General features: G+C 70.8%; 24 protein-coding genes and 2 tRNA genes. 10 read left to right on the forward strand and 16 right to left on the reverse strand.

All coding sequences use genetic code 11. The features are described 5' to 3' along the window. Nucleotides 1-118: 118 nt before the first annotated feature. Nucleotides 119-304, forward strand: a complete 186-nt coding sequence (rpmB, locus tag ACGF2V_RS16260) for a 50S ribosomal protein L28 (protein WP_030928661.1) — start codon at nucleotides 119-121, stop codon at nucleotides 302-304. A gap of 121 nt (nucleotides 305-425) precedes the next feature. Here the strand turns inward: rpmB and thiD are convergent, their stop codons facing one another. Together thiD and ACGF2V_RS16270 are read right to left on the reverse strand one after the other, a co-directional pair. Then, nucleotides 426-1,241, reverse strand: coding sequence for a bifunctional hydroxymethylpyrimidine kinase/phosphomethylpyrimidine kinase (gene thiD / locus ACGF2V_RS16265; protein ID WP_362618808.1), 816 nt, complete (start codon nucleotides 1,239-1,241; stop codon nucleotides 426-428). An 80-nt stretch (nucleotides 1,242-1,321) separates the two neighbouring features. Then, nucleotides 1,322-2,293: a thiamine-phosphate kinase gene (locus ACGF2V_RS16270; RefSeq protein ID WP_362618810.1), complete on the reverse strand. Its 972-nt coding sequence runs from the start codon at nucleotides 2,291-2,293 to the stop codon at nucleotides 1,322-1,324. A 324-nt stretch (nucleotides 2,294-2,617) separates the two neighbouring features. Between ACGF2V_RS16270 and ACGF2V_RS16275 the strand changes: the two genes are divergently transcribed. Together ACGF2V_RS16275 and ACGF2V_RS16280 are read left to right on the forward strand one after the other, a co-directional pair. After that, entirely contained in the window at nucleotides 2,618-2,851 is a 234-nt protein-coding gene (locus ACGF2V_RS16275; protein ID WP_362618812.1) for an Lrp/AsnC ligand binding domain-containing protein, read from the forward strand. Between the two features lie 20 nt (nucleotides 2,852-2,871). Continuing rightward, entirely contained in the window at nucleotides 2,872-3,360 is a 489-nt protein-coding gene (locus ACGF2V_RS16280) for a DUF3515 domain-containing protein (RefSeq protein WP_362707939.1), read from the forward strand. A gap of 121 nt (nucleotides 3,361-3,481) precedes the next feature. On the opposite strand, the gene ACGF2V_RS16285 is transcribed toward ACGF2V_RS16280, so the two are convergent. The 4 genes from ACGF2V_RS16285 to ACGF2V_RS16300 all read right to left on the reverse strand — a co-directional run bounded on the left by ACGF2V_RS16285 (nucleotide 3,482) and on the right by ACGF2V_RS16300 (nucleotide 6,838). Continuing rightward, a complete protein-coding gene (locus tag ACGF2V_RS16285) occupies nucleotides 3,482-4,639 on the reverse strand; it encodes a D-alanine--D-alanine ligase family protein (protein WP_362618818.1) in 1,158 nt (385 codons plus the stop codon). A 189-nt stretch (nucleotides 4,640-4,828) separates the two neighbouring features. Beyond that, complete coding sequence (locus ACGF2V_RS16290; RefSeq protein ID WP_362618821.1) at nucleotides 4,829-5,839, reverse strand: NAD(P)H-dependent glycerol-3-phosphate dehydrogenase; 1,011 nt, start codon at nucleotides 5,837-5,839, stop codon at nucleotides 4,829-4,831. Continuing rightward, nucleotides 5,836-6,588, reverse strand: coding sequence for a lysophospholipid acyltransferase family protein (locus ACGF2V_RS16295; protein ID WP_362618824.1), 753 nt, complete (start codon nucleotides 6,586-6,588; stop codon nucleotides 5,836-5,838). Before ACGF2V_RS16295 ends, ACGF2V_RS16290 begins: the two co-directional genes overlap by 4 nt. A 121-nt stretch (nucleotides 6,589-6,709) precedes the next feature. Next, a complete protein-coding gene (locus tag ACGF2V_RS16300; protein WP_362618827.1) occupies nucleotides 6,710-6,838 on the reverse strand; it encodes a hypothetical protein in 129 nt (42 codons plus the stop codon). Between ACGF2V_RS16300 and cofC the strand changes: the two genes are divergently transcribed. Both cofC and ACGF2V_RS16310 read left to right on the forward strand, forming a co-directional pair. After that, entirely contained in the window at nucleotides 6,792-7,421 is a 630-nt protein-coding gene (gene cofC / locus ACGF2V_RS16305) for a 2-phospho-L-lactate guanylyltransferase (RefSeq protein ID WP_362618964.1), read from the forward strand. The two genes, ACGF2V_RS16300 and cofC, sit on opposite strands and share 47 nt — an antisense overlap. A 10-nt stretch (nucleotides 7,422-7,431) precedes the next feature. Then, nucleotides 7,432-7,635 carry a hypothetical protein gene (locus ACGF2V_RS16310; protein ID WP_362019105.1) on the forward strand — a complete coding sequence of 68 codons (204 nt, stop codon included), beginning with the start codon at nucleotides 7,432-7,434 and terminating at the stop codon, nucleotides 7,633-7,635. A gap of 278 nt (nucleotides 7,636-7,913) precedes the next feature. Here the strand turns inward: ACGF2V_RS16310 and ACGF2V_RS16315 are convergent, their stop codons facing one another. The 4 genes from ACGF2V_RS16315 to leuC all read right to left on the reverse strand — a co-directional run bounded on the left by ACGF2V_RS16315 (nucleotide 7,914) and on the right by leuC (nucleotide 11,033). Then, on the reverse strand, nucleotides 7,914-8,528 hold the full coding sequence (locus tag ACGF2V_RS16315) for an HU family DNA-binding protein (RefSeq protein ID WP_362618830.1): 615 nt from the start codon (nucleotides 8,526-8,528) through the stop codon (nucleotides 7,914-7,916). Nucleotides 8,529-8,671: 143 nt separating this feature from the next. Beyond that, on the reverse strand, nucleotides 8,672-8,899 hold the full coding sequence (locus ACGF2V_RS16320) for a hypothetical protein (protein WP_362618832.1): 228 nt from the start codon (nucleotides 8,897-8,899) through the stop codon (nucleotides 8,672-8,674). 104 nt (nucleotides 8,900-9,003) lie between these two features. After that, a complete protein-coding gene (gene leuD / locus ACGF2V_RS16325) occupies nucleotides 9,004-9,597 on the reverse strand; it encodes a 3-isopropylmalate dehydratase small subunit (RefSeq protein ID WP_362618834.1) in 594 nt (197 codons plus the stop codon). Nucleotides 9,598-9,602: 5 nt separating this feature from the next. Then, nucleotides 9,603-11,033 carry a 3-isopropylmalate dehydratase large subunit gene (gene leuC / locus ACGF2V_RS16330; RefSeq protein ID WP_362618836.1) on the reverse strand — a complete coding sequence of 477 codons (1,431 nt, stop codon included), beginning with the start codon at nucleotides 11,031-11,033 and terminating at the stop codon, nucleotides 9,603-9,605. 174 nt (nucleotides 11,034-11,207) lie between these two features. Between leuC and ndgR the strand changes: the two genes are divergently transcribed. Continuing rightward, nucleotides 11,208-11,924, forward strand: a complete 717-nt coding sequence (gene ndgR / locus ACGF2V_RS16335; protein WP_362618838.1) for an IclR family transcriptional regulator NdgR — start codon at nucleotides 11,208-11,210, stop codon at nucleotides 11,922-11,924. A 245-nt stretch (nucleotides 11,925-12,169) separates the two neighbouring features. On the opposite strand, the gene ACGF2V_RS16340 is transcribed toward ndgR, so the two are convergent. From ACGF2V_RS16340 to ACGF2V_RS16365, 6 genes are all read right to left on the reverse strand, one after another. Beyond that, nucleotides 12,170-12,242: transfer RNA gene (locus tag ACGF2V_RS16340), tRNA-Glu, on the reverse strand. Between the two features lie 26 nt (nucleotides 12,243-12,268). Next, nucleotides 12,269-12,340, reverse strand: a tRNA-Gln gene (locus ACGF2V_RS16345). A gap of 87 nt (nucleotides 12,341-12,427) precedes the next feature. Then, the gene (locus tag ACGF2V_RS16350) at nucleotides 12,428-13,147 is read right to left on the reverse strand and encodes an HAD family hydrolase (RefSeq protein ID WP_362618841.1); all 720 of its coding nucleotides are present in this window, start codon (nucleotides 13,145-13,147) and stop codon (nucleotides 12,428-12,430) included. A gap of 588 nt (nucleotides 13,148-13,735) precedes the next feature. Further along, a complete protein-coding gene (gene gltX, locus ACGF2V_RS16355; protein ID WP_362618844.1) occupies nucleotides 13,736-15,211 on the reverse strand; it encodes a glutamate--tRNA ligase in 1,476 nt (491 codons plus the stop codon). Next, a complete protein-coding gene (locus ACGF2V_RS16360) occupies nucleotides 15,204-15,980 on the reverse strand; it encodes a fumarylacetoacetate hydrolase family protein (RefSeq protein ID WP_362618847.1) in 777 nt (258 codons plus the stop codon). The genes gltX and ACGF2V_RS16360 overlap by 8 nt, the downstream gene beginning before the upstream one ends. A gap of 290 nt (nucleotides 15,981-16,270) precedes the next feature. Continuing rightward, entirely contained in the window at nucleotides 16,271-16,459 is a 189-nt protein-coding gene (locus ACGF2V_RS16365; protein WP_362618850.1) for a hypothetical protein, read from the reverse strand. A 580-nt stretch (nucleotides 16,460-17,039) separates the two neighbouring features. Here ACGF2V_RS16365 and ACGF2V_RS16370 point away from each other — a divergent pair. The 4 genes from ACGF2V_RS16370 to ACGF2V_RS16385 all read left to right on the forward strand — a co-directional run bounded on the left by ACGF2V_RS16370 (nucleotide 17,040) and on the right by ACGF2V_RS16385 (nucleotide 22,580). Continuing rightward, nucleotides 17,040-21,056, forward strand: a complete 4,017-nt coding sequence (locus tag ACGF2V_RS16370; RefSeq protein WP_392912368.1) for a nitrate- and nitrite sensing domain-containing protein — start codon at nucleotides 17,040-17,042, stop codon at nucleotides 21,054-21,056. Nucleotides 21,057-21,065: 9 nt separating this feature from the next. Further along, nucleotides 21,066-21,479 (forward strand): roadblock/LC7 domain-containing protein, encoded by a 414-nt coding sequence (locus tag ACGF2V_RS16375; RefSeq protein ID WP_362021331.1) that lies wholly within the window; start codon nucleotides 21,066-21,068, stop codon nucleotides 21,477-21,479. Nucleotides 21,480-21,610: 131 nt separating this feature from the next. Further along, a complete protein-coding gene (locus ACGF2V_RS16380; RefSeq protein ID WP_362618856.1) occupies nucleotides 21,611-22,018 on the forward strand; it encodes a DUF742 domain-containing protein in 408 nt (135 codons plus the stop codon). Further along, a complete protein-coding gene (locus tag ACGF2V_RS16385) occupies nucleotides 21,999-22,580 on the forward strand; it encodes an ATP/GTP-binding protein (RefSeq protein WP_073784781.1) in 582 nt (193 codons plus the stop codon). The genes ACGF2V_RS16380 and ACGF2V_RS16385 overlap by 20 nt, the downstream gene beginning before the upstream one ends. Nucleotides 22,581-22,789 lie beyond the last annotated feature (209 nt).

Here is a 22,789-nt window from a genome sequence, read left to right on the forward strand (position 1 = left end):
ATGCTGCTTCGGTTGCCCGATGCGAATCGGGCCATTCCTCCGGTACCGCCACTTCAGTCATATGATTCCGGCGCGCCGGAATTCACTGTAAGTGCATCTGAAGTCTTTGGAGTGACCCGTGGCTGCCAACTGCGACGTCTGCGGCAAGGGGCCGGGCTTCGGCAACAACATTTCGCACTCGCACCGCCGTACGTCCCGTCGCTGGAACCCCAACATCCAGCGCGTGCGTGCCGTGGTCGGTCGGACGCCGAAGCGGCTCAACGTCTGCACCTCGTGCATCAAGGCCGGCAAGGTCGCGCGCTGACGTTCCCGTCGCAGCGCAGCCTCCCGGTTGCCCGAAAAGCCGGTCCATCTCGGTGGACCGGCTTTTCGTTGTGCGCCGGGCTGCGAGCACCGACCGCGCCGTGAGGTGCCCGTCGGTACGTTCAGCCGCGCGCCCGCCAGCCGTGGTCGACGGGCCCGACGCCGGCGCCCAGCGGGAAGCCCGCCGCGATCGCCCCGGTGACGTACTCCTTCGCGTTCCGTACCGCCGTGGGCACGTCGTGCCCCAGGGCCAGCCCACAGGCGATCGCCGAGGCGAGGGTGCAGCCGGTTCCGTGGGTGTGGCGGTTGGAGTGCCTCGGTGCGCGCAGCCAGTGTTCCCGGTCGCCGTCCGTCAGCAGGTCGACGGGGTCGCCGGGCAGGTGCCCGCCCTTGATGACGACCCAGCGCGGCCCGAAGCCCAAAACCGCCTCGGCGGCCCGCCGCATCCCGGACTCGTCCGCGACGGTCAGCCCGGTGAGCTGCGCCACCTCGTCCAGGTTCGGGGTGGCGACCGCGGCGAGGGGCAGGAGCCGCGTGCGTACGGAGTCGAGCGCTTCGGCGGCCAGCAGGGCATCGCCGTGCTTGGAGATCCCGACCGGGTCGACGACGACGGGGGCGTCCGTACCGGCGAGGAGTTGGGCCACGGTCTCCACGAGCGCGGCCGACGACAGCATGCCGGTCTTCACCGCCTGCACCCCGATGTCGTCCACCACGGCGCGGTACTGGGCGCTCACGGCCTCGGCCGGCAATTCCCAGGCGCCGCGCACGCCCAGGGAGTTCTGCGCGGTGACGGCGGTCAGCACGCTCATTCCGTGCACGCCGAACGCCGTCATCGTCTTCAGATCGGCCTGGATGCCCGCGCCGCCGCCGGAGTCGGATCCGGCGACGGTGAGCACGCGGGCGGGCACGGTGACGGGCGCGGCGGCGGGCACGGACATGTACCGAATCTACTGGGCGCTCTTCGTACCCCTGCCACTGGGCGACGGCCGGTGGCAGGGCGGCGCCTTCGGCACCGCAGTCACTGGGCGTCCTCTATGCCTCCGAAGTGATCCCAGCCGCTCTTGCTGGTCCAGGGCGCCCCGTCGACCGTCACCTGGGGCAGCGCCGAGGAGTTCAGGACCTCCCCGATCACCTTCCAGCGAGCGGGCAGCTTCACGTCCGGCGGGAACGTGGCCACGATCGCGTGGTCCTCTCCCCCGGTCAGCACCCACTGGAGCGGGTCCACGCCCACGGCCTGACCGATGTCGGCCATCTGCGAGGGGATGTCGATGAGGCCGGAGCGCACGTCGATCCGCACCCCGCTGGCCTCGGCGATGTGCCCGAGGTCGGCGACCAGTCCGTCGCTCACGTCGGTCATGGCTGTGGCGCCGAGCCCGGCGGCCGCGGGGCCCGCATGGTACGGCGGTTCGGGGCGACGGTGGGCCTCGACGAAGGCGCGGGGCGAGCGGAAGCCGCGCGAGAGCACGGCGTAGCCGGCGGCGGACCAGCCGAGCCAGCCGGTCACGGCGACGACATCGCCGGGCCGGGCCCCGGACCGGGTGACCGGCTCGTGGTTGCGCAGATCGCCGAGCGCGGTGATCGAGACGGTGATCGTGTCACCACGCACCACGTCCCCGCCGACCACGGCCGCTCCGGCGACCTGGCACTCGTCGCGCAGGCCGTCCATCAGCTCCCCGGCCCAGGTGACCGGAAGTTCGACCGGGACCACCAGGCCGAGCAGCAGCGCGGTGGGCACGGCGCCCATGGCGGCGATGTCGGCGAGATTCTGGGCGGCGGCCTTGCGGCCGACGTCGTAGGCCGTCGACCAGTCGCGGCGGAAGTGCCGTCCCTCCAGCAGGATGTCCGTGCTGGCCACGACCCTGCGGTCGGGAGCGGAGACGACCGCGGCGTCGTCGCCGGGGCCGAGCCGTACCGCCGGGGTGGTGGTGAGTCGGGACGTCAACTCCCTGATGAGACCGAACTCCCCCAACTCGCCCACGGTTCCCTTCACCGAGTCTCACCTCTCATCTGTCGCGCCGGACGGTCGTCCGGGCCGCTTCGGCGGCCCGGGATCCGGTTCGTGGACCGGCCGCCGCCGCAGGGAGCAGTCTGCACCGGTTCCCGTCGGAGCGCCCCATCCCCCTGCCGCACCGGCACGCCAGCGGTCGCGGGCCGTCACTGCTGTCGGTACTGTCAAGAGATACGTCAACTGGAGCTGTGCCCGCGCCACGTTGTGGGCGGCAACCGGCACCTGGGTCTCCCCGCGACCCGCGGCAACGCGATACCGTGGCGTCCCCTTCCCCCACATGATCCTCGTGGCCGCCCTGGAGGTTCCGTGGTACAGGCGTACATCCTCATTCAGACCGAGGTGGGCAAAGCGTCGACCGTCGCCGAGACCATCTCCCATGTGACGGGAGTGATCCAGGCGGAGGACGTCACGGGCCCCTACGACGTGATCGTGCGCGCCCAGGCCGACACGGTGGACGAGCTCGGCCGCATGGTGGTCGCCAAGATCCAGCAGGTGGAAGGCATCACGAGAACGCTGACCTGCCCGGTCGTCCATCTGTAGTCCCCGTCTACGCTGGTCCGGTGACGTCATCATGCCGCCGGTTCGGCCATCCCGTCCTTCTCGGTCCGTCCGTCGCCGCCCTGCTGCTGGCCGCGGTCGGCTGTTCCTCGACGGACGCGGCACCGTCGATCACGGATCCCACGCCGTCCGCGGAAGCCGCGGCGTACTGCCGCGCGCTGCACGAGGAACTGCCGAGGACCGTCGCCGGACTCGACCGCGGTAGCACCGGGACGGAGTCCGGACTGACCGCCCAGTGGGGGGACGGAGCGATCGTACTGCGCTGCGGCGTCCCCCGGCCCGCGAAGATGGACGACCCCTCGTCCAAGGCCATCGAGGCGAACGGCGTCAACTGGATGCTGGAACAGCCGGACGACGGCGGCCCGCTGTTCACGACCACCCACCGCAAGGCGTACGTGGAGGTGCGGCTCTCCGAGGCGTACGCCCATGACGCGAGCCCCTTGGCCGCGTTCGCCCCGGCCGTGCGGAAAACGGTGCCCTCCGCCTTGTGACCCCGGCAGGGGCTACCACCTGCTCCAGGCGTGCGCCGGTGCGTACCGCAGGGCGTGCACGCCGTCCGCGGAGCACGTGCCCTGCAGGACGGCGCGCACGCCACGCGCGGACGGCGCCGTGTCAGCGCAGGCCGGTCGACCGGTTCAGAGCGGCCTGGATCAGCCGGTCCACCAGCTCCGGATAGCTCACGCCGCTCTCCTGCCACATCCGCGGGTACATGGAGATCGGGGTGAAGCCGGGCAGGGTGTTGATCTCGTTGATCACGAACTCGCCGTCCTCGGTGAGGAAGAAGTCGGCGCGCACCAGGCCCTCGCAGGACACGGCCTCGAACGCCTCGATGGCCAGGCGCTGGACCTCGGCGGTCTGCTCCTCGGTGAGCGGGGCGGGCACGATCCCGGACGCCGAGTCGATGTACTTGGCCTCGAAGTCGTAGAAGTCGTGCGAGGTCACCGGCGGGATCTCGGCGGGCACGCTGGCGCGCGGCCCGTCCTCGAACTCCAGCACCCCGCACTCGATCTCGCGGCCCCGCAGCAGCGACTCGACCAGGAACTTCGGGTCGTGGCGGCGTGCCTCCTCGATCGCCTCGTCGAGCCCGGACGGATCGTCGACCTTGGTGATACCGAAGGACGAACCGGCCCGGGAAGGCTTTACGAAGAGCGGCCAGCCGTGGTCCCCGGCGAAGTCCACGATGCGCTCGCGGACGGCGGACGGGTCCGCGTCCCACTCACGGGGGCGCACTACGAGGTACGGGCCGACCGGCAGTCCGAACGACGTGAAGACCCGCTTCATGTACTCCTTGTCCTGGCCGACCGCCGAGGCGAGCACCCCGGCGCCGACGTACGGCACACCGGAGAGCTCCAGCAGCCCCTGGAGGGTGCCGTCCTCGCCGTACGGGCCGTGCAGCACGGGAAAGACGACATCGACCTCGCCGAGCGCCTTGGGCACCGAGCCGGGCTCGCTGTACGTCACTTCGCGGCTTCCGGGGTCGACGGAGAGCACCACGCCGCCCTCGGTGGACTCGGCCAGTTCGGCCACGTCCGGCACCCTGCGGTCCGTGATGGCCATGCGTTCGGGTTCGTCGGCGGTGAGCGCCCAGCGGCCGTCCGTCGTGATGCCGATCGGCAGGACGTCGTACGTGGTCCGGTCGATGGCGTTCAGGACGGCGCCGGCCGTGACGACCGAGATGCCGTGTTCGGAGCTGCGGCCGCCGAACACGACGGCCACGCGCGGCTTGCGGAGCTGCCGCTCCGGGCTCTGGGGGAGATTCTCGCTGCTCATATCGCGTTGAGCGTACCTGCTGGTACGCGGGGCGTCAGCGCGGCCGGGGCCGCCGGAGCGGCGCCCGAGGGCGCCGTTCACCGCACTGCACGCCCCGGGACTCGCCCTTCGACCCGCCTTTCCCCCCGGTCGCCCACGACGCCTGCGCCACCAGGTCCGTCGCCGCTCGGATACCGGCGCCTTCGGGCCTCAGCGCCGCTCGGGCTTCGCGCTGCGCGACATCAGTTCCCGCAGCGCGACCATCGGCGGCTTGCCCCCGTGGACGATGTCGACGACCGTCTCCGTGATCGGCATGTCGACGTCGTACCGGCGCGCCAGATCGAGCACCGATTCACAGGACTTGACGCCCTCGGCGGTCTGCTTGGTGACCGCGATCGTCTCTTGGAGCGTCATGCCGCGGCCCAGGTTGGTGCCGAAGGTGTGGTTGCGCGAGAGCGGCGAGGAGCAGGTCGCCACCAGGTCGCCGAGGCCCGCGAGCCCGGAGAAGGTGAGCGGGTCGGCGCCCATCGCGAGCCCGAGCCGCGTCGTCTCGGCGAGCCCCCGGGTGATCAGCGAGCCCTTGGCGTTGTCGCCGAGCCCCATGCCGTCCGCGATGCCGACGGCGAGACCGATGACGTTCTTGACCGCGCCGCCGAGTTCGCAGCCGACGACGTCGGTGTTGGTGTAGGGGCGGAAGTACGAGGTGTGGCAGGCGGCCTGGAGGCGGCGGGCCACGGACTCGTCCCGGCAGGCGACGACCGCGGTGGTCGGGCGGCGTTCGGCGACCTCCTTGGCGAGGTTGGGACCGGTGACGACGGCGATGCGGTCCGCGGAGACCTTGGTCACGTCCTCGATCACCTCACTCATCCGCTTCGCGGTGCCGAGTTCGACGCCCTTCATCATCGAGACGAGGACGGTGTCGGAACCGAGGTGCGGTGTCCAGTCCGCGAGGTTGGCCCGCAGGGTCTGCGAGGGCACCACGAGCACGGCGAAGTCGGCGCCGTCCAGCGCCTCGACGGCGTCCGTGGTGGCCCGGACCGACGCGGGGAGTTCGATCCCGGGCAGGTAGTACGGGTTGGTCCGGGTCGTGTTGACGGCCTCGGCGACCTCGGCACGGCGGCCCCAGAGGGTGACCTGGCAGCCGGCGTCGGCGAGCACCATGCCGAAGGCCGTACCCCATGAGCCGGTTCCGAAGACGGCCGCCTTCGCGGGGTGCGTCACTGGGGTCCCTTTCCTTCGGCCCTGCGGCGCTGTTCCGCACGGGCTGTGGTGTGGTCGTACGGCTGCGCGGGGGCCTTCTCGCCCCGCAGGATCTCCAGCTGTTCGGTCACCGCGGCCATGATGACCTCCGTCGCCTCGCGCAGGATCTCGGGCGTCGGCTGCTCGCCGTAGAACCGGGAGAGGTCGACGGGCGGCCCGGCCTGTACCTGGAGCGTCTTGCGGGGGAAGAGCCGGAGCTTCTTCTCCTTCGCGTACGGCGGCATCGCCAGATTGGCGCCCCACTGCGCGACCGGGACGACCGGGGCCTTCGTGAGCAACGCCACGCGGGCCGCACCGGTCTTGCCGGCCATGGGCCACATGTCGGGGTCCCGGGTGAGGGTGCCCTCCGGGTAGAAGGCGACGCATTCGCCGCGTTCGATGGCGTCGACGGCGGCGCGGAAGGCGTCCAGCGCATTCGTCGTCTCGCGGTACACGGGGATCTGCCCGGTGCCGCGCAGCATCATCCCGACGAAAGGAGTCTTGAAGAGGCCCGCCTTGGCGAGAAGGCGCGGCACACGTCCGGTGTTGTACTGGAAATGAGCATAGGAGAGCGGGTCCAGATACGAGTTGTGATTGACCGCGGTGATGAATCCGCCGTCGGCCGGAATATGCTCCATTCCCCGCCAGTCACGCTTGAACAGAACCACCAGCGGCGGTTTCGCGATGGCCGCCGCCAGGCGGTACCAGAAGCCGATTCTGCGGCGGGACACTCGGACACCTTCCTCTAAGGACCTGAACTCTGCCTGGCTACCGACGGTCAAGTCTCGCCCCAGGCCCCTGCTCTGTCGAGAACACCGTACGCCCCGCTTTCGGGGCCGACTCCTCGGGTTCTCACGCCGGCAGGCGAGAATAAGCGGCGACGCGCAGCGAGGGGGAGATCGCCACGAACACCGACCCGGCCGGTCCTTGGAGCCTGATCGTCCCGTTGAAGCCCTTGGCCGTGGCCAAGAGCAGGCTCACGCCCGTGACCGGCGACGCGCTGCGCCCCCGGCTGGCTCTCGCCTTCGCCCAGGACACGGTGGCCGCCGCTCTTTCCTGCCCGGCGGTACGGGATGTGGTGGTCGTCACGGACGATCCCGAGGCCGGCGCGGCGCTCACGGCACTCGGCGCGGGCGTCCTGCCCGACGAACCGGACCGGGGGCTCAACGCGGCCCTGGCGCACGGTGCGCGGACGGTACGGTCCCGGCGGCCCGCGGCGCCCCTCGCCGCGCTCAACGCCGATCTCCCCGCACTCCGCCCCGCCGAATTGTCCCAGGTACTCGAATTCGCCGCCGCATTTCCGCGCGCATTCGTCACGGATTCGGCGGGAATCGGAACGACATTTCTGTCGGCCGCCCCAGGGGTGGAATTGCGTCCACTTTTCGGCGGTCTCTCCCGGTTCGGGCACCTCGACTCCGGCGCAACCGAAATCGGCCTGACCGGCATCGATTCGGTACGCCAGGACGTGGACACCGGCGAGGATCTGCGCACGGCGATCGGCCTGGGCGTCGGCCCGCACACGGCGGGGTGCTGGGCCACCGGTGCCGCACCGGCGGACCGATAGGCTGCCGCCCATGCAGGCGACCGCGTACACGTACGACCCCGAGACCCGCACCGGCAGCGTGCTCCTCGACGACGGCACCCCGGTGGAGTTCGACTCCCGGGCCTTCGACGCGGGCGGCCTGCGGCTGCTGCGCCCCGGGCAGCGGGTGCGGATCGAGGGCACCGGCGAGGGCGCGGAGCTGCGGATCACGCTGGTGACACTGCAGACGTTCTGAAAACGTCCCGAAGGCGTCCGAGAAGGCGTCCCGGTGCGGTGAGGCCGTGGGCCTTCCGGCCCACCGGCATCCCGGGTGTCCGGAGGTTCCGGCACCCGAGCCTCCTCGGCCTCTTCCGGCCCCACCGACATGCGCGGGCCGCCGGCACCATCGCCACCGCGGACGTTTTGAACCACGGCCCGCCCCGCGACAGGCCATGGGCTGCGCGACAGCCCGCGGGCCGGGCTCCCCGAGAGGAGCCCGGCCCGGCGTGTGTGAGCGGCCTGCGCTGCTCGGCCTCACTTCTTCCGTGCGGTGGCCTTCTTCGCCGTGGTCTTCCGCGCCGTGGTCTTCTTCGCGGGCGCCTTCTTCGCCGCGGCCTTCTTGGCCGGCGCGGTCTTCTTGGCCGCCGCCTTCTTCGCCGCCGCCGTGGTCTTCTTCGCCGCCGCCGTCGTCTTCTTCGCCGCAGCGGTGGTCTTCTTCGCCGCGGCCTTCTTGGCCGGCGCGGCCTTCTTCGCCACAGCCTTCTTCGCCGCGGCCTTCTTGGCCGCGGCCTTGGCCGTCGTGCGGGCGGAAACACCGCCCGTGAGGCTGCCCTTGGGCGCCTTCTTCACGGCCACGTCGTGCTTGGGAAGCTTCTTCGAGCCGCTCACCAGGTCCTTGAAGCCCTGTCCCGCGCGGAAACGCGGCACCGAGGTCTTCTTGACCCGCACCCGCTCGCCCGTCTGCGGGTTGCGGGCGTAACGGGCCGGGCGGTCGACCTTCTCGAACGAGCCGAAGCCGGTGACCGAGACCCGGTCCCCCGCGACGACCGCACGGACGATCGCGTCGAGCACCGCGTCGACGGCGTCCGCGGCCTGCTGACGGCCGCCGAGCTTGTCGGCAATCGCTTCTACGAGCTGCGCCTTGTTCACGTCTTCCCCTTCGGAGACATTGCCAGAACGAAAGTGTTCAAGCGTTTTCGCACGTTAGGCAGATATATACCGCAAATCAAACACGAAACGGGCTAATCACCCTAGTGCCGCAACGAAGTCGACCGCCGCGTTGTTCCGCTGAGTCACTCACCTTCGGGGAGTCGGCCCTCATCGAGGTCCTTCATCAACCGGTCCAGACGCCTTGCCGCATCCGGGAGATCGTGCTTAGCCGCGGCCGTGATGACCAACAGCTTCCGGGACAGCGCCATCCGTACGCCCTCCGGGACTTGCAGTGCGCGCACTCTTGTGTGCGCTTCCTTCAATCGGTCGGCGACTTGGCCGTAAAGCTCGAGTTGGCTGTCGCGTCCCATGCACCGATTGTGCCATCTGGGGCGAGTTGTCGCCCGACAGGGTCTCAACAAGCGACCGCGCCCCCTGCCGGGGGGCAGGGGGCGCGGTCGTGGAAACGTGCTGCTCAGACCTTGAGCGTACGCGGTTTGAAGGCCGGCCTGGCCGCCTCGTAGGCCGCGATGTCCGTTTCGTTCTGAAGGGTGAGGCTGATGTCGTCCAGCCCGTTCAGCAGTCGCCACCGGGCGTTCTCGTCGAGTTCGAAGTCCGCCGTGATGCCCTCGGCGCGGACCTGGCGGGTCTCCAGGTCGACGGTGATCTCGGCCGCCGGGTCGGCCTCGGTCAGCGCCCAGATCTCGTCGACGGTCTTCTGGTCGAGCACGACGGTCAACAGGCCGTTCTTCAGCGAGTTGCCGCGGAAGATGTCGGCGAACCGGGCGGAGATGACGGCCTTGAAGCCGTAGTTCTGCAGCGCCCACACGGCGTGTTCGCGGGACGAACCGGTGCCGAAGTCGGGTCCGGCCACCAGGACCGTCGCGCCGCTGCGCTCGGGGCGGTTGAGGACGAAGTCCGCGTCCTTGCGCCATGCCTCGAAGAGCCCGTCCTCGAAGCCGTCGCGGGTGACCTTCTTCAGCCAGTGGGCGGGAATGATCTGGTCGGTGTCGACGTTGCTGCGGCGCAGCGGGACGGCCCGGCCGGTGTGCGTGGTGAAGGCTTCCATGTCTCTCAGACTCCAGCGGGCGTACGGACGTCGGCGTCGGACAGATCGGCGGGCGAGGCCAGGTGACCCAGCACGGCGGTGGCGGCGGCGACCTGCGGGGAGACCAGGTGCGTGCGTCCACCCTTGCCCTGCCGGCCCTCGAAGTTGCGGTTCGAGGTGGAGGCGGAGCGCTCGCCGGGGGCCAACTGGTCGGGGTTCATGCCCAGACACATCGAACAGCCGGCGTGCCGCCATTCGGCGCCCGCGGCGGTGAAGACCTTGTCCAGGCCCTCCTCGACGGCCTGGAGTGCGACGCGCACGGAGCCCGGGACGACCAGCATCCGTACGCCGTCGGCGACTTTGCGACCGTCCAGGACGGCGGCCGCGCCTCTCAGGTCCTCGATCCGGCCGTTGGTGCAGGAACCCACGAAGACGGTGTCCACGCTGATGTCGCGCAGCGGCTGCCCGGCGGTCAACCCCATGTATTCCAGGGCCTTTTCGGCGGCGAGCCGCTCCGATGCGTCTTCGTACGAAGCCGGGTCGGGGACGCTGGCGGACAAGGGCGCGCCCTGGCCGGGGTTGGTGCCCCAGGTGACGAACGGCGCCAGTTCGGCGGCGTCGATGACGACCTCGGCGTCGAAGACCGCGTCGTCGTCGGTGCGCAGCGTCGTCCAGTACGCGACGGCGGCGTCCCAGTCCTCGCCCTGCGGGGCGTGGTCGCGGCCCTTCAGATAGGCGAACGTGGTCTCGTCCGGGGCGATCATGCCCGCACGGGCTCCGGCCTCGATCGACATGTTGCAGATGGTCATCCGGGCCTCCATCGAGAGCTTCTCGATGGCGGAGCCGCGGTACTCGATGACGTAGCCCTGGCCGCCGCCGGTGCCGATCCGGGCGATGATCGCGAGGATCAGGTCCTTGGCGGTGACGCCCTCGGGCAGTTCGCCGTCGATGGTGATCGCCATGGTCTTGGGGCGGGCCATCGGCAGCGTCTGGGTCGCCAGGACGTGCTCGACCTGGCTGGTGCCGATACCGAACGCCAGCGCGCCGAACGCGCCGTGCGTGGATGTGTGGGAGTCGCCGCACACGACCGTCGTACCGGGCTGGGTCAGGCCCAGCTGGGGGCCGACCACGTGCACGACGCCCTGCTCGACGTCGCCCAGCGGGTGCAGCCTCACCCCGAAGTCCGCGCAATTCCTGCGCAGGGTCTCCAGCTGGGCGCGCGAGACCGGGTCGGCGATCGGCTTGTCGATGTCGAGGGTCGGGGTGTTGTGGTCCTCGGTGGCGATGGTGAGGTCGAGGCGCCGCACCCGGCGTCCGGCCTGACGGAGGCCGTCGAACGCCTGGGGGCTGGTTACCTCGTGCAGCAGGTGCAGATCGATGAAGAGGAGGTCGGGCTCGCCCTCGGCGCGCCGGACGACGTGGTCGTCCCAGACCTTCTCCGCGAGTGTCCTACCCATCGCTTTCCCTTCGGCCGGCGTCTTCGCCGGCCCAACTAGAGATGTGGTGCGCCACCGTCCGGACCCCCGAGCGGGGCGGTGACCGCGGGCCGTTGTACGGCCGCCCCTCCAGGTTGGCAACTTCTGCCGAAAATTGAACTTGCGTTTCACAGAGTGAGACGGGAGTATCGTCGTATGGACAACTCTAGCGGCGTCGGCGTTCTCGACAAGGCGGCTCTGGTACTGAGCGCCCTGGAGTCCGGTCCGGCCACCCTCGCCGGGCTGGTCGCGGCGACCGGGCTCGCACGACCCACGGCCCATCGACTGGCCGTGGCACTGGAACACCACCGTCTGGTGGCGAGGGACATACAGGGCCGTTTCATCCTCGGCCCCCGGCTGGCGGAGCTGGCCGCTGCGGCGGGCGAGGACCGCCTGCTGGCTACGGCGGGACCGGTGCTCACGCATCTGCGCGACATCACGGGCGAGAGCGCGCAGCTCTACCGGCGCCAGGGCGACATGCGGATCTGCGTGGCGGCGGCGGAGCGGCTGTCCGGCCTGCGGGACACCGTGCCGGTCGGCTCCACGCTCACCATGAAGGCCGGCTCGTCGGCCCAGATCCTGCTGGCCTGGGAGGAGCCGGAGCGCCTGCACCGCGGCCTCCAGGGTGCCCGCTTCACGGCGACGGCGCTCTCGGGCGTACGGCGCAGGGGCTGGGCCCAGTCGATCGGTGAGCGCGAGCCGGGCGTGGCCTCGGTCTCGGCGCCAGTGCGCGGCCCTTCCAACCGCGTGGTCGCCGCCGTCTCGGTCTCCGGACCCATCGAGCGGCTGACCCGGCACCCGGGCCGGATGCACGCCCAGGCGGTCATCGACTCGGCCGCGCGACTCAGCGAGGCCCTGCGCCGAAACGGCTGACGGTACCCCGTCCCGTACTTCCCCCGCGTGACGCGCGACTCGTCCCCCGGCCGCCCCAGCGTCGTGGCGGCCCCGCCGAAGGCCCTGTCGGGTACCAAGTCCCCTTAGGAAACGCGCACATGACGGGACGGCACCCTCACCGCGAGGAAGGCGCCACGCGGCGCACAGGCACAGGTCGACTCCCCCTGCAGACAAGCAAAAAGGTCCTTCACCGAAGTGAAGGACCCTTGGTTTTCCTGCTGTTGTACCCCCGACCGGATTCGAACCGGCGCTACTGCCGTGAGAGGGCAGCGTGCTAGGCCGCTACACAACGGGGGCTTGTTTCCTGCGTTTGCATCTCTGCGCTGGGCTACCAGGACTCGAACCTAGAATGACGGTACCAGAAACCGTAGTGTTGCCAATTACACCATAGCCCAATGGAACGCAACCCCTTACGAGGTCTTTGTTCCGGCTGCGCTTTCCGTTCGGATCTTTCGTCCCGCTCGGGCGGCGCAGGAAGAACATTACCCGAAGGTGTCCGGCGCTCCAAAACGGGTATCGCCCGCCAGCAGTCCGGGCAGCTGATCGAGGGCGCTGATGCGGACCAGTTCGGGCCGTCCGCCGCGTCCGCCCCGGTCCAGCCAGATCCCCATGAGCCCAGCGGCGACCGCGCCTGCGGCATCGATGTCCGGCTCGTCCCCCACGTACGCGACCTCCCCCGGCTCCAGCGCGAGCGCGTCGCACGCGGCGTGGAAGGCGCCGGGCTCGGGCTTGGAGATGCCTAACTCCACGGCGCAGACCACTGCCTCGAACCGGTCGCGCACGCCGAGCGCGCGCAGCTTGCGGTCCTGGTTGTGGATGCTGGCGTTCGACAGCACCGCGTGCCGGAACCGGCCGGCCAGCCGGTCCAGGACGGGCAGCACGTCCGGGAAGAGCGACCAGGCGGCCTCGTAGTGGGCCGCGTGCCGAGCGAACCAGTCGTCGGCCTCGACGTCGTCCAGCGCCCGCGAGAGGAATTCCCGCACCCGGTCCCTGCGCTGCCCCAGGAAATCCGTCTCCCCGGCCGCGAACCGGTCCCAGTGCACATCGGTGATCGCCCGCCACACGACGAGGGCCTGCTCGACGGACCCGTATCCGTCGGGCAGGCCCTCCTGTTCGAGGTGCGTGCGCATGCCGACGCGATCGGCGGCGGTGTAGTCGAAGATCGTGTCGTCGATGTCCCACAGCACGGCTCGGATGACCATGCCTCCGAACCTACCCGCCCCGGGGCCCCGCCGTCCCTGCCGATGCCGGGGGCCGTCGGTACGGGCGTGGGTCGGGCGGACGGTCGTACGCCCACCCCGCGCCCCTTCCGCGCCCCGATCGCGGCCGGTGGAACGGAGAGGCGGGCCAGGTGGCCGAGCCTCCACATCGGGACTCACCACCGCGATCGGAATCGGGCACGTGCGGCCGGAGCCGATGCCCGCCCTCGCGCACAGAAATCGACCCGGGAGACATCCACGTGACGAGCCGTCACCACGACCGGAATGTTCCCGGTCCTCGGCCCGGCGGTCGGGTCCTGGCGCGTCGGCGCAGCCGCTCGGACCCGGCTCCGGCTTCCCGGCTCGGAGGGGCCCGCCCGCGGAACAACGCCTCGTGTGTCACCTGGGCACAGGGCTGCCGGCCGAGGGCCCGTTCCGGCAAGGCCGGGCACCGGCGGTCGGGGCCCATGAAGGCGTCCACGACGTGGCGCTCCCGGCCCGCCGGCCGGTGCGGCCCGGGGCCGGGGAACGTACAGGGGGCGGCGCCCGGAGGTGGTCCGGGTGCCGCCCCCTGCGGGCGTAAGGCGGGGCCTACGCGGCCGCCAGCTTCGCCAGGGCCGCGTCGATGCGGGCGATGGTCTTCTCGCGGCCCAGGATCTCCAGGGACTCGAAGAGCGGCAGGCCGATCGTGCGGCCGGTGACCGCGACGCGGACCGGGGCCTGGGCCTTGCCGAGCTTCAGGCCGTGCTCCTCGCCGGCGGCGAGGATCGCGTTCTTCAAGGCGTCAGTGCTCCACTCGGCGTTGATCAGGTTGGCACGGGCCGTGACGAGCAGGGCGTCGGAGCCTTCCTTCATCGCCTTGTTCCAGGACGCCTCGTCGTCCACCGGCGCGTCGAGGAAGAGGAAGTCGACGTTGGCCGTGATGTCGGAGAGGACCGTGACACGGGTCTGCGCGTGCGGGGCGATCGCGGCGAACTGCTCCGCGTCGAAGGACTCCGGGGCCCAGGGGGCGAACGGGGCCTTCAGCCAGGGGCCGCACGCTTCGGTGAACGCCTTCACGTCCATCTTGCGGATGTGCTCGGCGTTGATGTGCTCGCACTTCTTCAGGTCGAAGCGCGCCGGGTTGGCGTTCACGTCCTCGATGTCGAACGCGGCCACCATCTCCTCGACGGAGAAGATGTCGCGGTCCTCGGAGATCGACCAGCCGAGCAGCGACAGGTAGTTGAGCAGCCCCTCCGGCACGAAGCCGCGCTCCCGGTAGAGGTTGAGGGACGCCTGCGGGTCGCGCTTGGAGAGCTTCTTGTTGCCCTCGCCCATGACGTACGGGAGGTGGCCGAAGGCGGGGACGTCCTTGGCGATGCCCAGCTCGATGAGCGCCTTGTAGAGGGCGATCTGGCGGGGGGTGGAGGAGAGCAGGTCCTCGCCGCGCAAGACGTGGGTGATCTCCATCAGCGCGTCGTCGACCGGGTTGACCAGCGTGTAGAGCGGGGCGCCATTGGCGCGGACGATGCCGTAGTCCGGCACGTTCTCCGGCTGGAAGGTCAGCTCGCCACGGACCAGGTCGGTGAAGGTGAGCACCTCGTCGGGCATCCGGAAGCGGACGATGGAGGTGCGGCCCTCGTTCTCGTACGCGGCGATCTGCTCCGCCGTGAGGTCGCGGCAGTGGCCGTCGTAGCCGGACGGCTTCCCGGCGGCGCGGGCGGCGTCGCGGCGGGCATCGAGCTCCTCGGTGGTGCAGTAGCAGTGGTACGCGTAGCCGCCCGCGAGGAGCTTCTCGGCGACGTCCTTGTAGATGTCCATGCGCTGCGACTGGCGGTACGGGGCGTGCGGGCCGCCGACCTCGGGCCCCTCGTCCCAGTCGAAGCCGAGCCAGCGCATCGAGTCCAGGAGCTGGTCGTAGGACTCCTCGGAGTCGCGGGCGGCGTCGGTGTCCTCGATGCGGAAGACCAGGGTGCCGCCGTGGTGCCGGGCGAAGGCCCAGTTGAACAGGGCGGTGCGGACCAGGCCCACGTGGGGGTTGCCGGTCGGGGAGGGACAGAAACGTACACGTACAGGTGCGTTAGCCACGCTTGATCACCTTGTTGGTGAGAGTGCCGATGCCTTCGATGGTGACGGCGACCTCGTCGCCGACATGGAGGGGGCCGACCCCCCCGGGGGTGCCGGTGAGGATCACGTCGCCCGGAAGCAGCGTCATCGCTTCCGTGATGTGGACGACCAGGTCCTCGATCGAGCGGATCATCTCGCTCGTACGGCCGAGTTGCCGTTGCTCGCCGTTGACCGTGGCCTGGATGGTCAGGTCGCGGGGATCGAGGTCGGTCTCCACCCAGGGGCCGAGGGGGCAGGAGGTGTCGAAGCCCTTGGCCCGGGCCCACTGCTTCTCACGCCTCTGGGCGTCGCGCGCGGTGACGTCGTTGGCGCATGTGTAGCCGAAGATGACGTCCTTCACGCGCTCGCGCGGCACTTCGCGGCACATGCGGCCGATGACCACGGCCAGTTCGGCCTCGTGGTGGAGCTCGTTCGAGAAGGAGGGGTACTCGATGGCGTCGCCGGAACCGATCACCGAGGTGGTGGGCTTGAAGAAGGCGACGGGGACGTCCGGTACCTCGTTGCCGAGCTCCTTGGCGTGCTCCGCGTAATTGCGGCCGATGGCCACGACCTTGTTGGGGAGCACCGGAGGAAGGAGGCGGACCTTGCTCAGCGGGACCTTGGTGCCGGAGAGCTCGAACTCGGCGTACGGGATGCCCTTGATGATGTCGAGGACGAGCCCGTCGGGACCGTCGCCCTCGACGGCGCCGAAGGCGACATTGCCGTCGATGGAGAACCTGGCGATGCGCACGGGATGCTGTCGCCCCTCACTTGCTGGCTGACTGAAGACTGACGCTCCAGGCTAACGCCTCGCCTGCGCGATTCGCCGTGAAGGAGCGTCGTCCGGCGCACGGCCACAAGGCGGCGCGTGCGGTCGCGGGGCGACCGGAAACCCGTGCGGTGGAGCCACCGGGACCGGTCGGCCGACGCGGCGGGCGGGCGGCGCGGACGGACGCGCCTGGCGGGTGGCGAGCGGCGGGCAGTGAGCAGCGGTCGGTGGTTCAGCGGCCGGTGGGCCCGGGTGAGGGGCGGCCGTGCGTACTACTCGGCGGCCGCGGCCTGCACCGGGGCCACCATGAGGATGGTGCGGCGGGGGTTGGCGGTCTGGGAGGGCAGTTCGACGCGGTGCTCCGGTCGTTCCGGCGTCCGCAGCTCGGCGGCGTTCCCGAGGTGCGCCAGCGTGGTGCGGCGGGGGTTGGCGATGTTGCGGAACGTCTTCGTCGTCTTCATCTGTCGCTGCCGGCCCTGTCGGTACGGGCGCCGCCCGGAGGGGCGCCGGTTGTCGGATGTGCCATCCCTGTAAAACGCCAGGCTAAACATCGAATTCCCTTGGAAAGCCCGGATGAGACGGCGAACATCATGTGAGTTTGCTCACCACTCAGGGGATAAATGACTTAATTCGGGCACGTCTTCACGCCGGATAAAACAGGCATTTAGCAACTGAATCGTCCATTCCGCTCCTGATCATGCCGACTGGGACACCCCGCGCCGCCCGTCCATTGGTGATCAATGTTCCGTTTTGTCCATGATCAGCGTCCACCAGTGGTTACCCCTCAGTCACAACGGGTCACCTGCGTCCCGCCCTGGCACAGGGCCCTTGTTGGAGATCCGGCACTGTGCTGGAATTCCACGCACCGCCGCGGGTTCACAGGCCGGCGCGCAGGGGCGCAAGCAGCGCCGAGTGGCGGCGGAAAGGGGGAAGAGCGCCGGTCACTCACGACCGACAGGGGCGGACACCTCGCCCCATGACGCCGACACCGTCCCACCCGCCTCGCGCGGAGGGGCGCCTGGTCCAGAGGTTGCGACGCTAGTGCAGGGACGTTTCAAGAGGGATGGCACCGGGTCTCCCCAGGCCCGCCAGGGCCGAGGGGAAGCCGCGGCGGAGCCGGAGCCGCACGGCGGGACCGACCGCGGCTCCTCGCCCCAGCACGCCCAGGGCCCCGGACCCGCCAGAGCCGACGACGGAAGCGACCGCCGTCCCGGCGCCACGACGGACGGCAGTGGCGGCGGGACGGACACGTCGGCCAAGTCCCGCGAGCCCGTCGGCGCGGGCTCGCGCATGGCCCTTCGCAACTGGCGCATCAGCACGCGCCTCGTCTCGCTGCTCGCGCTCCCCGTGGTCGCGGCGACCACGCTCGGTGGTCTGCGGATCAACGAGTCCATGAACGACATGCAGCAGCTGGACCACATGCAGCTGCTCACGAAGCTGACGATGCAGGCGACCTCGCTCGCCCAGGCGCTCCAGGCGGAGCGCGACAGCTCGGCAGGTCCGCTGTCCCATGGCGGGACCGCCAGCAACTACAAGGTCAGCGTCCCCCGCGACAAGACCGACAAGGCGCAGGCCGCCTTCCTCGACGCGACGGCCTCCATCGGCGACCCCTCCGGTGACGAGGCCCTCGAAGGCATCTACGCCAGCGTCAACCAGATCGCCGGTCAGCTGGGCCAGATCCGCGACATCCGCAAGACGGCGTACGCCAAGGGCACGCCGAGCCTCCAGACCATCGACCAGTACAGCCAGCTGATCACCTCGCTGCTGAGCCTTTCGCAGGACATGGCCCAGGCCACAAGCAACTCGGAGATGATCAAGCGGACCCGGGCGCTGGCGGCCTTCTCCTCCGCCAAGGAGTACGCCTCGATCCAGCGGGCCGTCATCGCCGCGGCCCTGCCCGTCGGCGACAAGGAACCGCACCTCGACGAGAACGACCAGCAGTTCGGCCGCGCGGCGCTGGACAAGGAGGAGGCGGCACGCCGTTCGTTCGCGGCGGTCTACGCGGCCACCGGCAACAACCCCGCCGAGCTGACCGCCACGCTGGACGAAGGCAACCCGGAGATCAAGGCCGCGAACGCCTACGCGGAGAAGGTGCTGAAGAGCCCCACGGGCATGAGCGGCACGGCGCGCCGTTCCTACATGGACTGGTACGACCAGAGCTCCACCAAGATCAATGCCATGACGACCATCGAGGCCACCCTCCTCAGTGACATGGAGAGCAAGGCCCGCGAGCTGCGCGACGAGTCGAAGCGCGAGGCGATCGTCAGCGGTGCGCTCATCCTGCTGGTGCTCGGCGTCTCGCTGGTCGGCGCCTTCGTCGTCGCCCGGTCGATGATCCGTTCGCTGCGGCGGCTCCAGGACACCGCTACGCGTGTCGCACAGGACCGGCTGCCCGAGATCGTCAAGCAGCTGTCCGAGGCCGACCCGCAGGACGTCGACACCTCGGTCGAGTCCGTCGGCGTGCACTCCCGGGACGAGATCGGCCAGGTGGCCGCGGCCTTCGACGACGTGCACCGCGAGGCGGTCCGGCTCGCCGCCGAGCAGGCGCTCCTCCGGGGCAACGTCAACGCGATGTTCACCAACCTCTCGCGCCGCAGCCAGGGCCTCATCCAGCGTCAGCTCTCGCTCATCTCCGAGCTGGAGTCGCGCGAGGCCGACCCCGACCAGCTTTCCTCGCTCTTCAAGCTCGACCACCTCGCGACCCGTATGCGCCGCAACGGCGAGAACCTTCTCGTCCTCGCGGGCGAGGAGCCGGGCCGCCGGTGGACGCGTCCCGTCCCGCTGGTCGACGTGCTGCGCGCCGCCGCCTCCGAGGTGGAGCAGTACGAGCGCATCGAACTGGCCGCGGTGCCCGCGACCGAGGTCGCGGGACGGGTCGTCAACGACCTCGTGCATCTGCTCGCCGAGCTGCTGGAGAACGCGACGTCGTTCTCCTCCCCGCAGACGAAGGTCCGGGTCACCGGTCACGCGCTGCCCGACGGCCGGGTGCTGGTCGAGATCCACGACACCGGCATCGGCCTCTCCCCCGAGGACCTGGCCGCGATCAACGAGCGGCTGGCCTCGCCGCCCACCGTGGACGTCTCCGTCTCCCGCCGCATGGGTCTGTTCGTGGTCGGCCGCCTGTCACTGCGCCACGGCATCCGGATCCAGCTGCGGCCCTCGGACTCCGGCGGCACGACCGCGCTCGTCATGCTGCCCGTCGAGGTGGCCCATGGTGGCAGCCGCCCGGCCCCCGGTCAGGGACCGGGGCAGCAGCCCGTCGCCCCTGGCGGCGCGCTGGGCGCGGGCGGCGGTCCGGGCGCGGCGGGCGGTTCCCGTCCCGGCCCGGGCGGCGCTCCGGCGGCCCCGGCAGGCCGGCCCGAAACGGGCCAGGGCGGCGCGCGCGGGCAGGTCGGCGCGGGCTCCGGTCCGCGTGCGGCGCTGCCCACGCGGGACGGCGGTGCCCGCCGCTCGCCGGACGAGCAGGGCCGGAAGAACGCCGGATTCCCGTCCGAGGGCGGTCCGCAGGACACCCCGCGCCCGGCGCCGCGTCAGGGCGGCGGTCTCGCGGGCGCCTTCGGCAACGCGGCCCGGCTCGGCGCCCGCGGCCAGGGCGGTGACACCGGACGTACGGAGCCGAGCGGGCCCGACCTGTTCAACGAGAACCGCCGTGACCGGGGCCACCAGGACGCGCGCGGCCCGCAGGGCCGGCCGGATCTGGCCGCGTGGCAGCCGCCCCAGGCCCCGCAGCCTCAGCAGGCTCCGCAGGACCCGTTCGGCCGGGCCGGCAGTCCGGCGGAGCCCGGTCGTCAGCTGCCGCCGGTCGGCGGCCCGCGTGCCGAACTGCCCGGTGGCAACCCCCTGCCGCAGCGCCCGCAGCAGGCCGGCTGGGGCACCGGGGATCCGTCGCCGCTGGACACCCCGCGCGGTCACCAGGACCCCGAGACCACCGGCCGGTTCCCGCTGCCGGGGAGCGTGCCGCTCGCGCATCGGACGCCGCTGGACGACGACCGGCAGGGGCCCGGCTCCACCGCCGAGTTCGCGCGCCCCGACTTCTCGGCCCCCGCCCCGCAGGGCGAGGGTCCGCAGGGCCGGTCGCCGCTGGACGGGCCGTCGCAAGGCCCCGCCGACACCGCGCAGTTCGCCCGGCCCGACTTCGCACAGCAGCAGGACCCCGCGAGCACCGGCCAGTTCGCCCGCCCGGACCTCGCACAGCAGCAGGACCCCGCCGGCACCGCGCAGTTCGCCCGGCCCGACTTCGCACAGCAGCAGGACCCGGCCAGCACCGGCCAGTTCGCCCGCCCGGACCTCGCACAGCAGCAGGACCCCGCCGGCACCGCGCAGTTCGCCCGGCCCGACTTCGCACAGCAGCAGGACCCGGCCAGCACCGGCCAGTTCGCCCGCCCGGACTTCGGCCGACAGCAGCCCGCCCCGGTGCGTGACCAGGGCCTGTCGGCGCCGCGTCAGCGGGGCCGGGACGACGAGGACTTCGGTGCCCCGCGTCCGCCCGCCGCGCCCACCACCGCCGGTGACGGGCAGTACCGTCCGGTTCCGCCGTCGCAGCCGCAGCCCGACTCGCTGCCGCCCGTGGCCGGTCGGGGCGACGGCCGTACGCCGCTGTACGACACCCTGGAGACGAACTGGTTCCACGGCCCGCAGCAGGGCGGCCAGCAGCCGCCCGCCGGGCCGCAGGGCCCTGCCTCCCCGGGGCCCGCGGAGCAGGAGGAGCCCGCGGCTCCCGTCGCTCCGGGGCACGCGGGAGACGACCCGGGTTCCCCCACAAGCTCCTGGCGCCCCTCGCCGAACGACGAACTCGTACGGCAGGCGGAGCGGGCCAAGAATCCCGCAGCAGGCGGAGTCACCACTTCCGGCCTGCCTCGCCGGGTCCCCCGCGCGAACCTGGTGCCGGGCACCGCCCAGCAGCAGAACCACCAGTCGGGTCCGCAGGTGTCGCGTGCGCCCGACGATGTGCGCGGGCGGTTGACCAATCTCCGCCGGGGCATCCAGCAGGGTCGGCAGGCAAACAACCAGTCGACCGGCAGTTTTCCACTCGGCCCCACTCACCAGCAGGAGCGTTAGTTGAGCCCGATGAGTCAGGCCGCGCAGAATCTGAACTGGTTGATCACCAACTTCGTGGACAACACCCCCGGGGTGTCGCACACGGTGGTGGTCTCCGCCGACGGACTCCTGCTGGCCATGTCCGAAGGTTTCCCTCGTGACCGTGCCGATCAGCTCGCGGCCGTCGCCTCCGGTCTGACCTCGCTGACCGCGGGTGCCTCCCGGATCTTCGAGGGCGGCGCGGTCAGCCAGACCGTGGTGGAGATGGAACGGGGCTTCCTCTTCCTGATGTCCATCTCGGACGGCTCTTCGCTGGCCGTGCTCGCGCACCCGGAGGCCGACATCGGTCTGGTCGGCTACGAGATGGCCCTCCTGGTCGACCGCGCCGGCACCGTCCTCACCCCGGACCTCCGAGCCGAACTACAAGGGAGCCTGCTCCAATAGGCGGCGACGAACCGGCATCGACCCGATCCGCCAGGAAAACGCCCTCAGACCCTCGCCCGTCCGGCCGCCTAGAGCCCCCACCGGCCCTTCAGACGGCAAGCCGACACTCTGCTGTCACGCCCGGAGGATTCATGACCCCGCCACCCGCCTCATCCGACCCGTACGGCGCACTGCACCACGCGTCGTACGACGGAGAAGGCGACCAGCCGCTGGTCCGCCCGTATGCCATGACCGGCGGCCGGACCCGGCCCCGCTACCAGCTCGCCATAGAGGCACTGGTCTCCACCACGGCCGACCCCGCGCACATGGCGACGCTGCTCCCGGAGCACCAGCGGATCTGCCACCTGTGCCGTGAGGTCAAGTCGGTGGCCGAGGTCTCGGCCCTGCTGTCGATGCCGCTCGGCGTGGCCCGGATCCTCGTCGCGGACCTGGCGGAAGCCGGCATGGTGGCCATCCACCAGCCGGGCAACGGAGAGGCCGGCGGCACGCCGGACGTGACACTGCTCGAAAGGGTGCTCAGTGGACTTCGCAAGCTCTAGCGGCGGAGCGGCCCGGGCCACTACCTCGGCGAAGATCGTGGTGGCGGGCGGCTTCGGCGTGGGTAAGACCACGTTCGTCGGTGCCGTTTCGGAGATCAACCCGCTGCGTACGGAAGCCGTGATGACCTCGGCGTCCGCGGGCATCGACGACCTGACGCACACGGGCGGCAAGACGACGACGACCGTCGCGATGGACTTCGGCCGGATCACGCTGGACCAGGACCTGATCCTGTACCTCTTCGGTACGCCCGGACAGGACCGCTTCTGGTTCATGTGGGACGACCTCGTCCGCGGCGCCATCGGCGCCGTCGTCCTCGTCGACACCCGCCGCCTCGCCGACTGCTTCCCCGCCGTCGACTACTTCGAGAACAGCGGCCTCCCGTTCATCATCGCCCTCAACGGCTTCGACGGACACCAGCCCTACACCCCCGACGAGGTCCGCGAAGCACTCCAGATCGGACCCGACACCCCGATCATCACGACGGACGCCCGGCACCGCGCCGACGCCAAGAGCGGACTGATCACCCTCGTCGAGCACGCGCTGATGGCACGGCTCAAGTAGGTACAAGTCGTTAGAGCGGTACGGTAGTTGCACTGAGCGCCCCGCGGGGGGCGGGACTGTGTCCTTAGACACGATCCGCCCCCGCCTTCATAACGTTTCGACAGAGAATTGCCGCGTATTCAGCACCCGATGCGGTCAATCGGTGCCGCTGCGCTCACATGAGCCTCGCCTTTTGGCGGGGCTCGCTCTGTATGCCCGTTTTATCCGAG

The organism is Streptomyces sp. NPDC047982 (genome assembly GCF_043204165.1).
Lineage (GTDB): Bacteria > Actinomycetota > Actinomycetes > Streptomycetales > Streptomycetaceae > Streptomyces.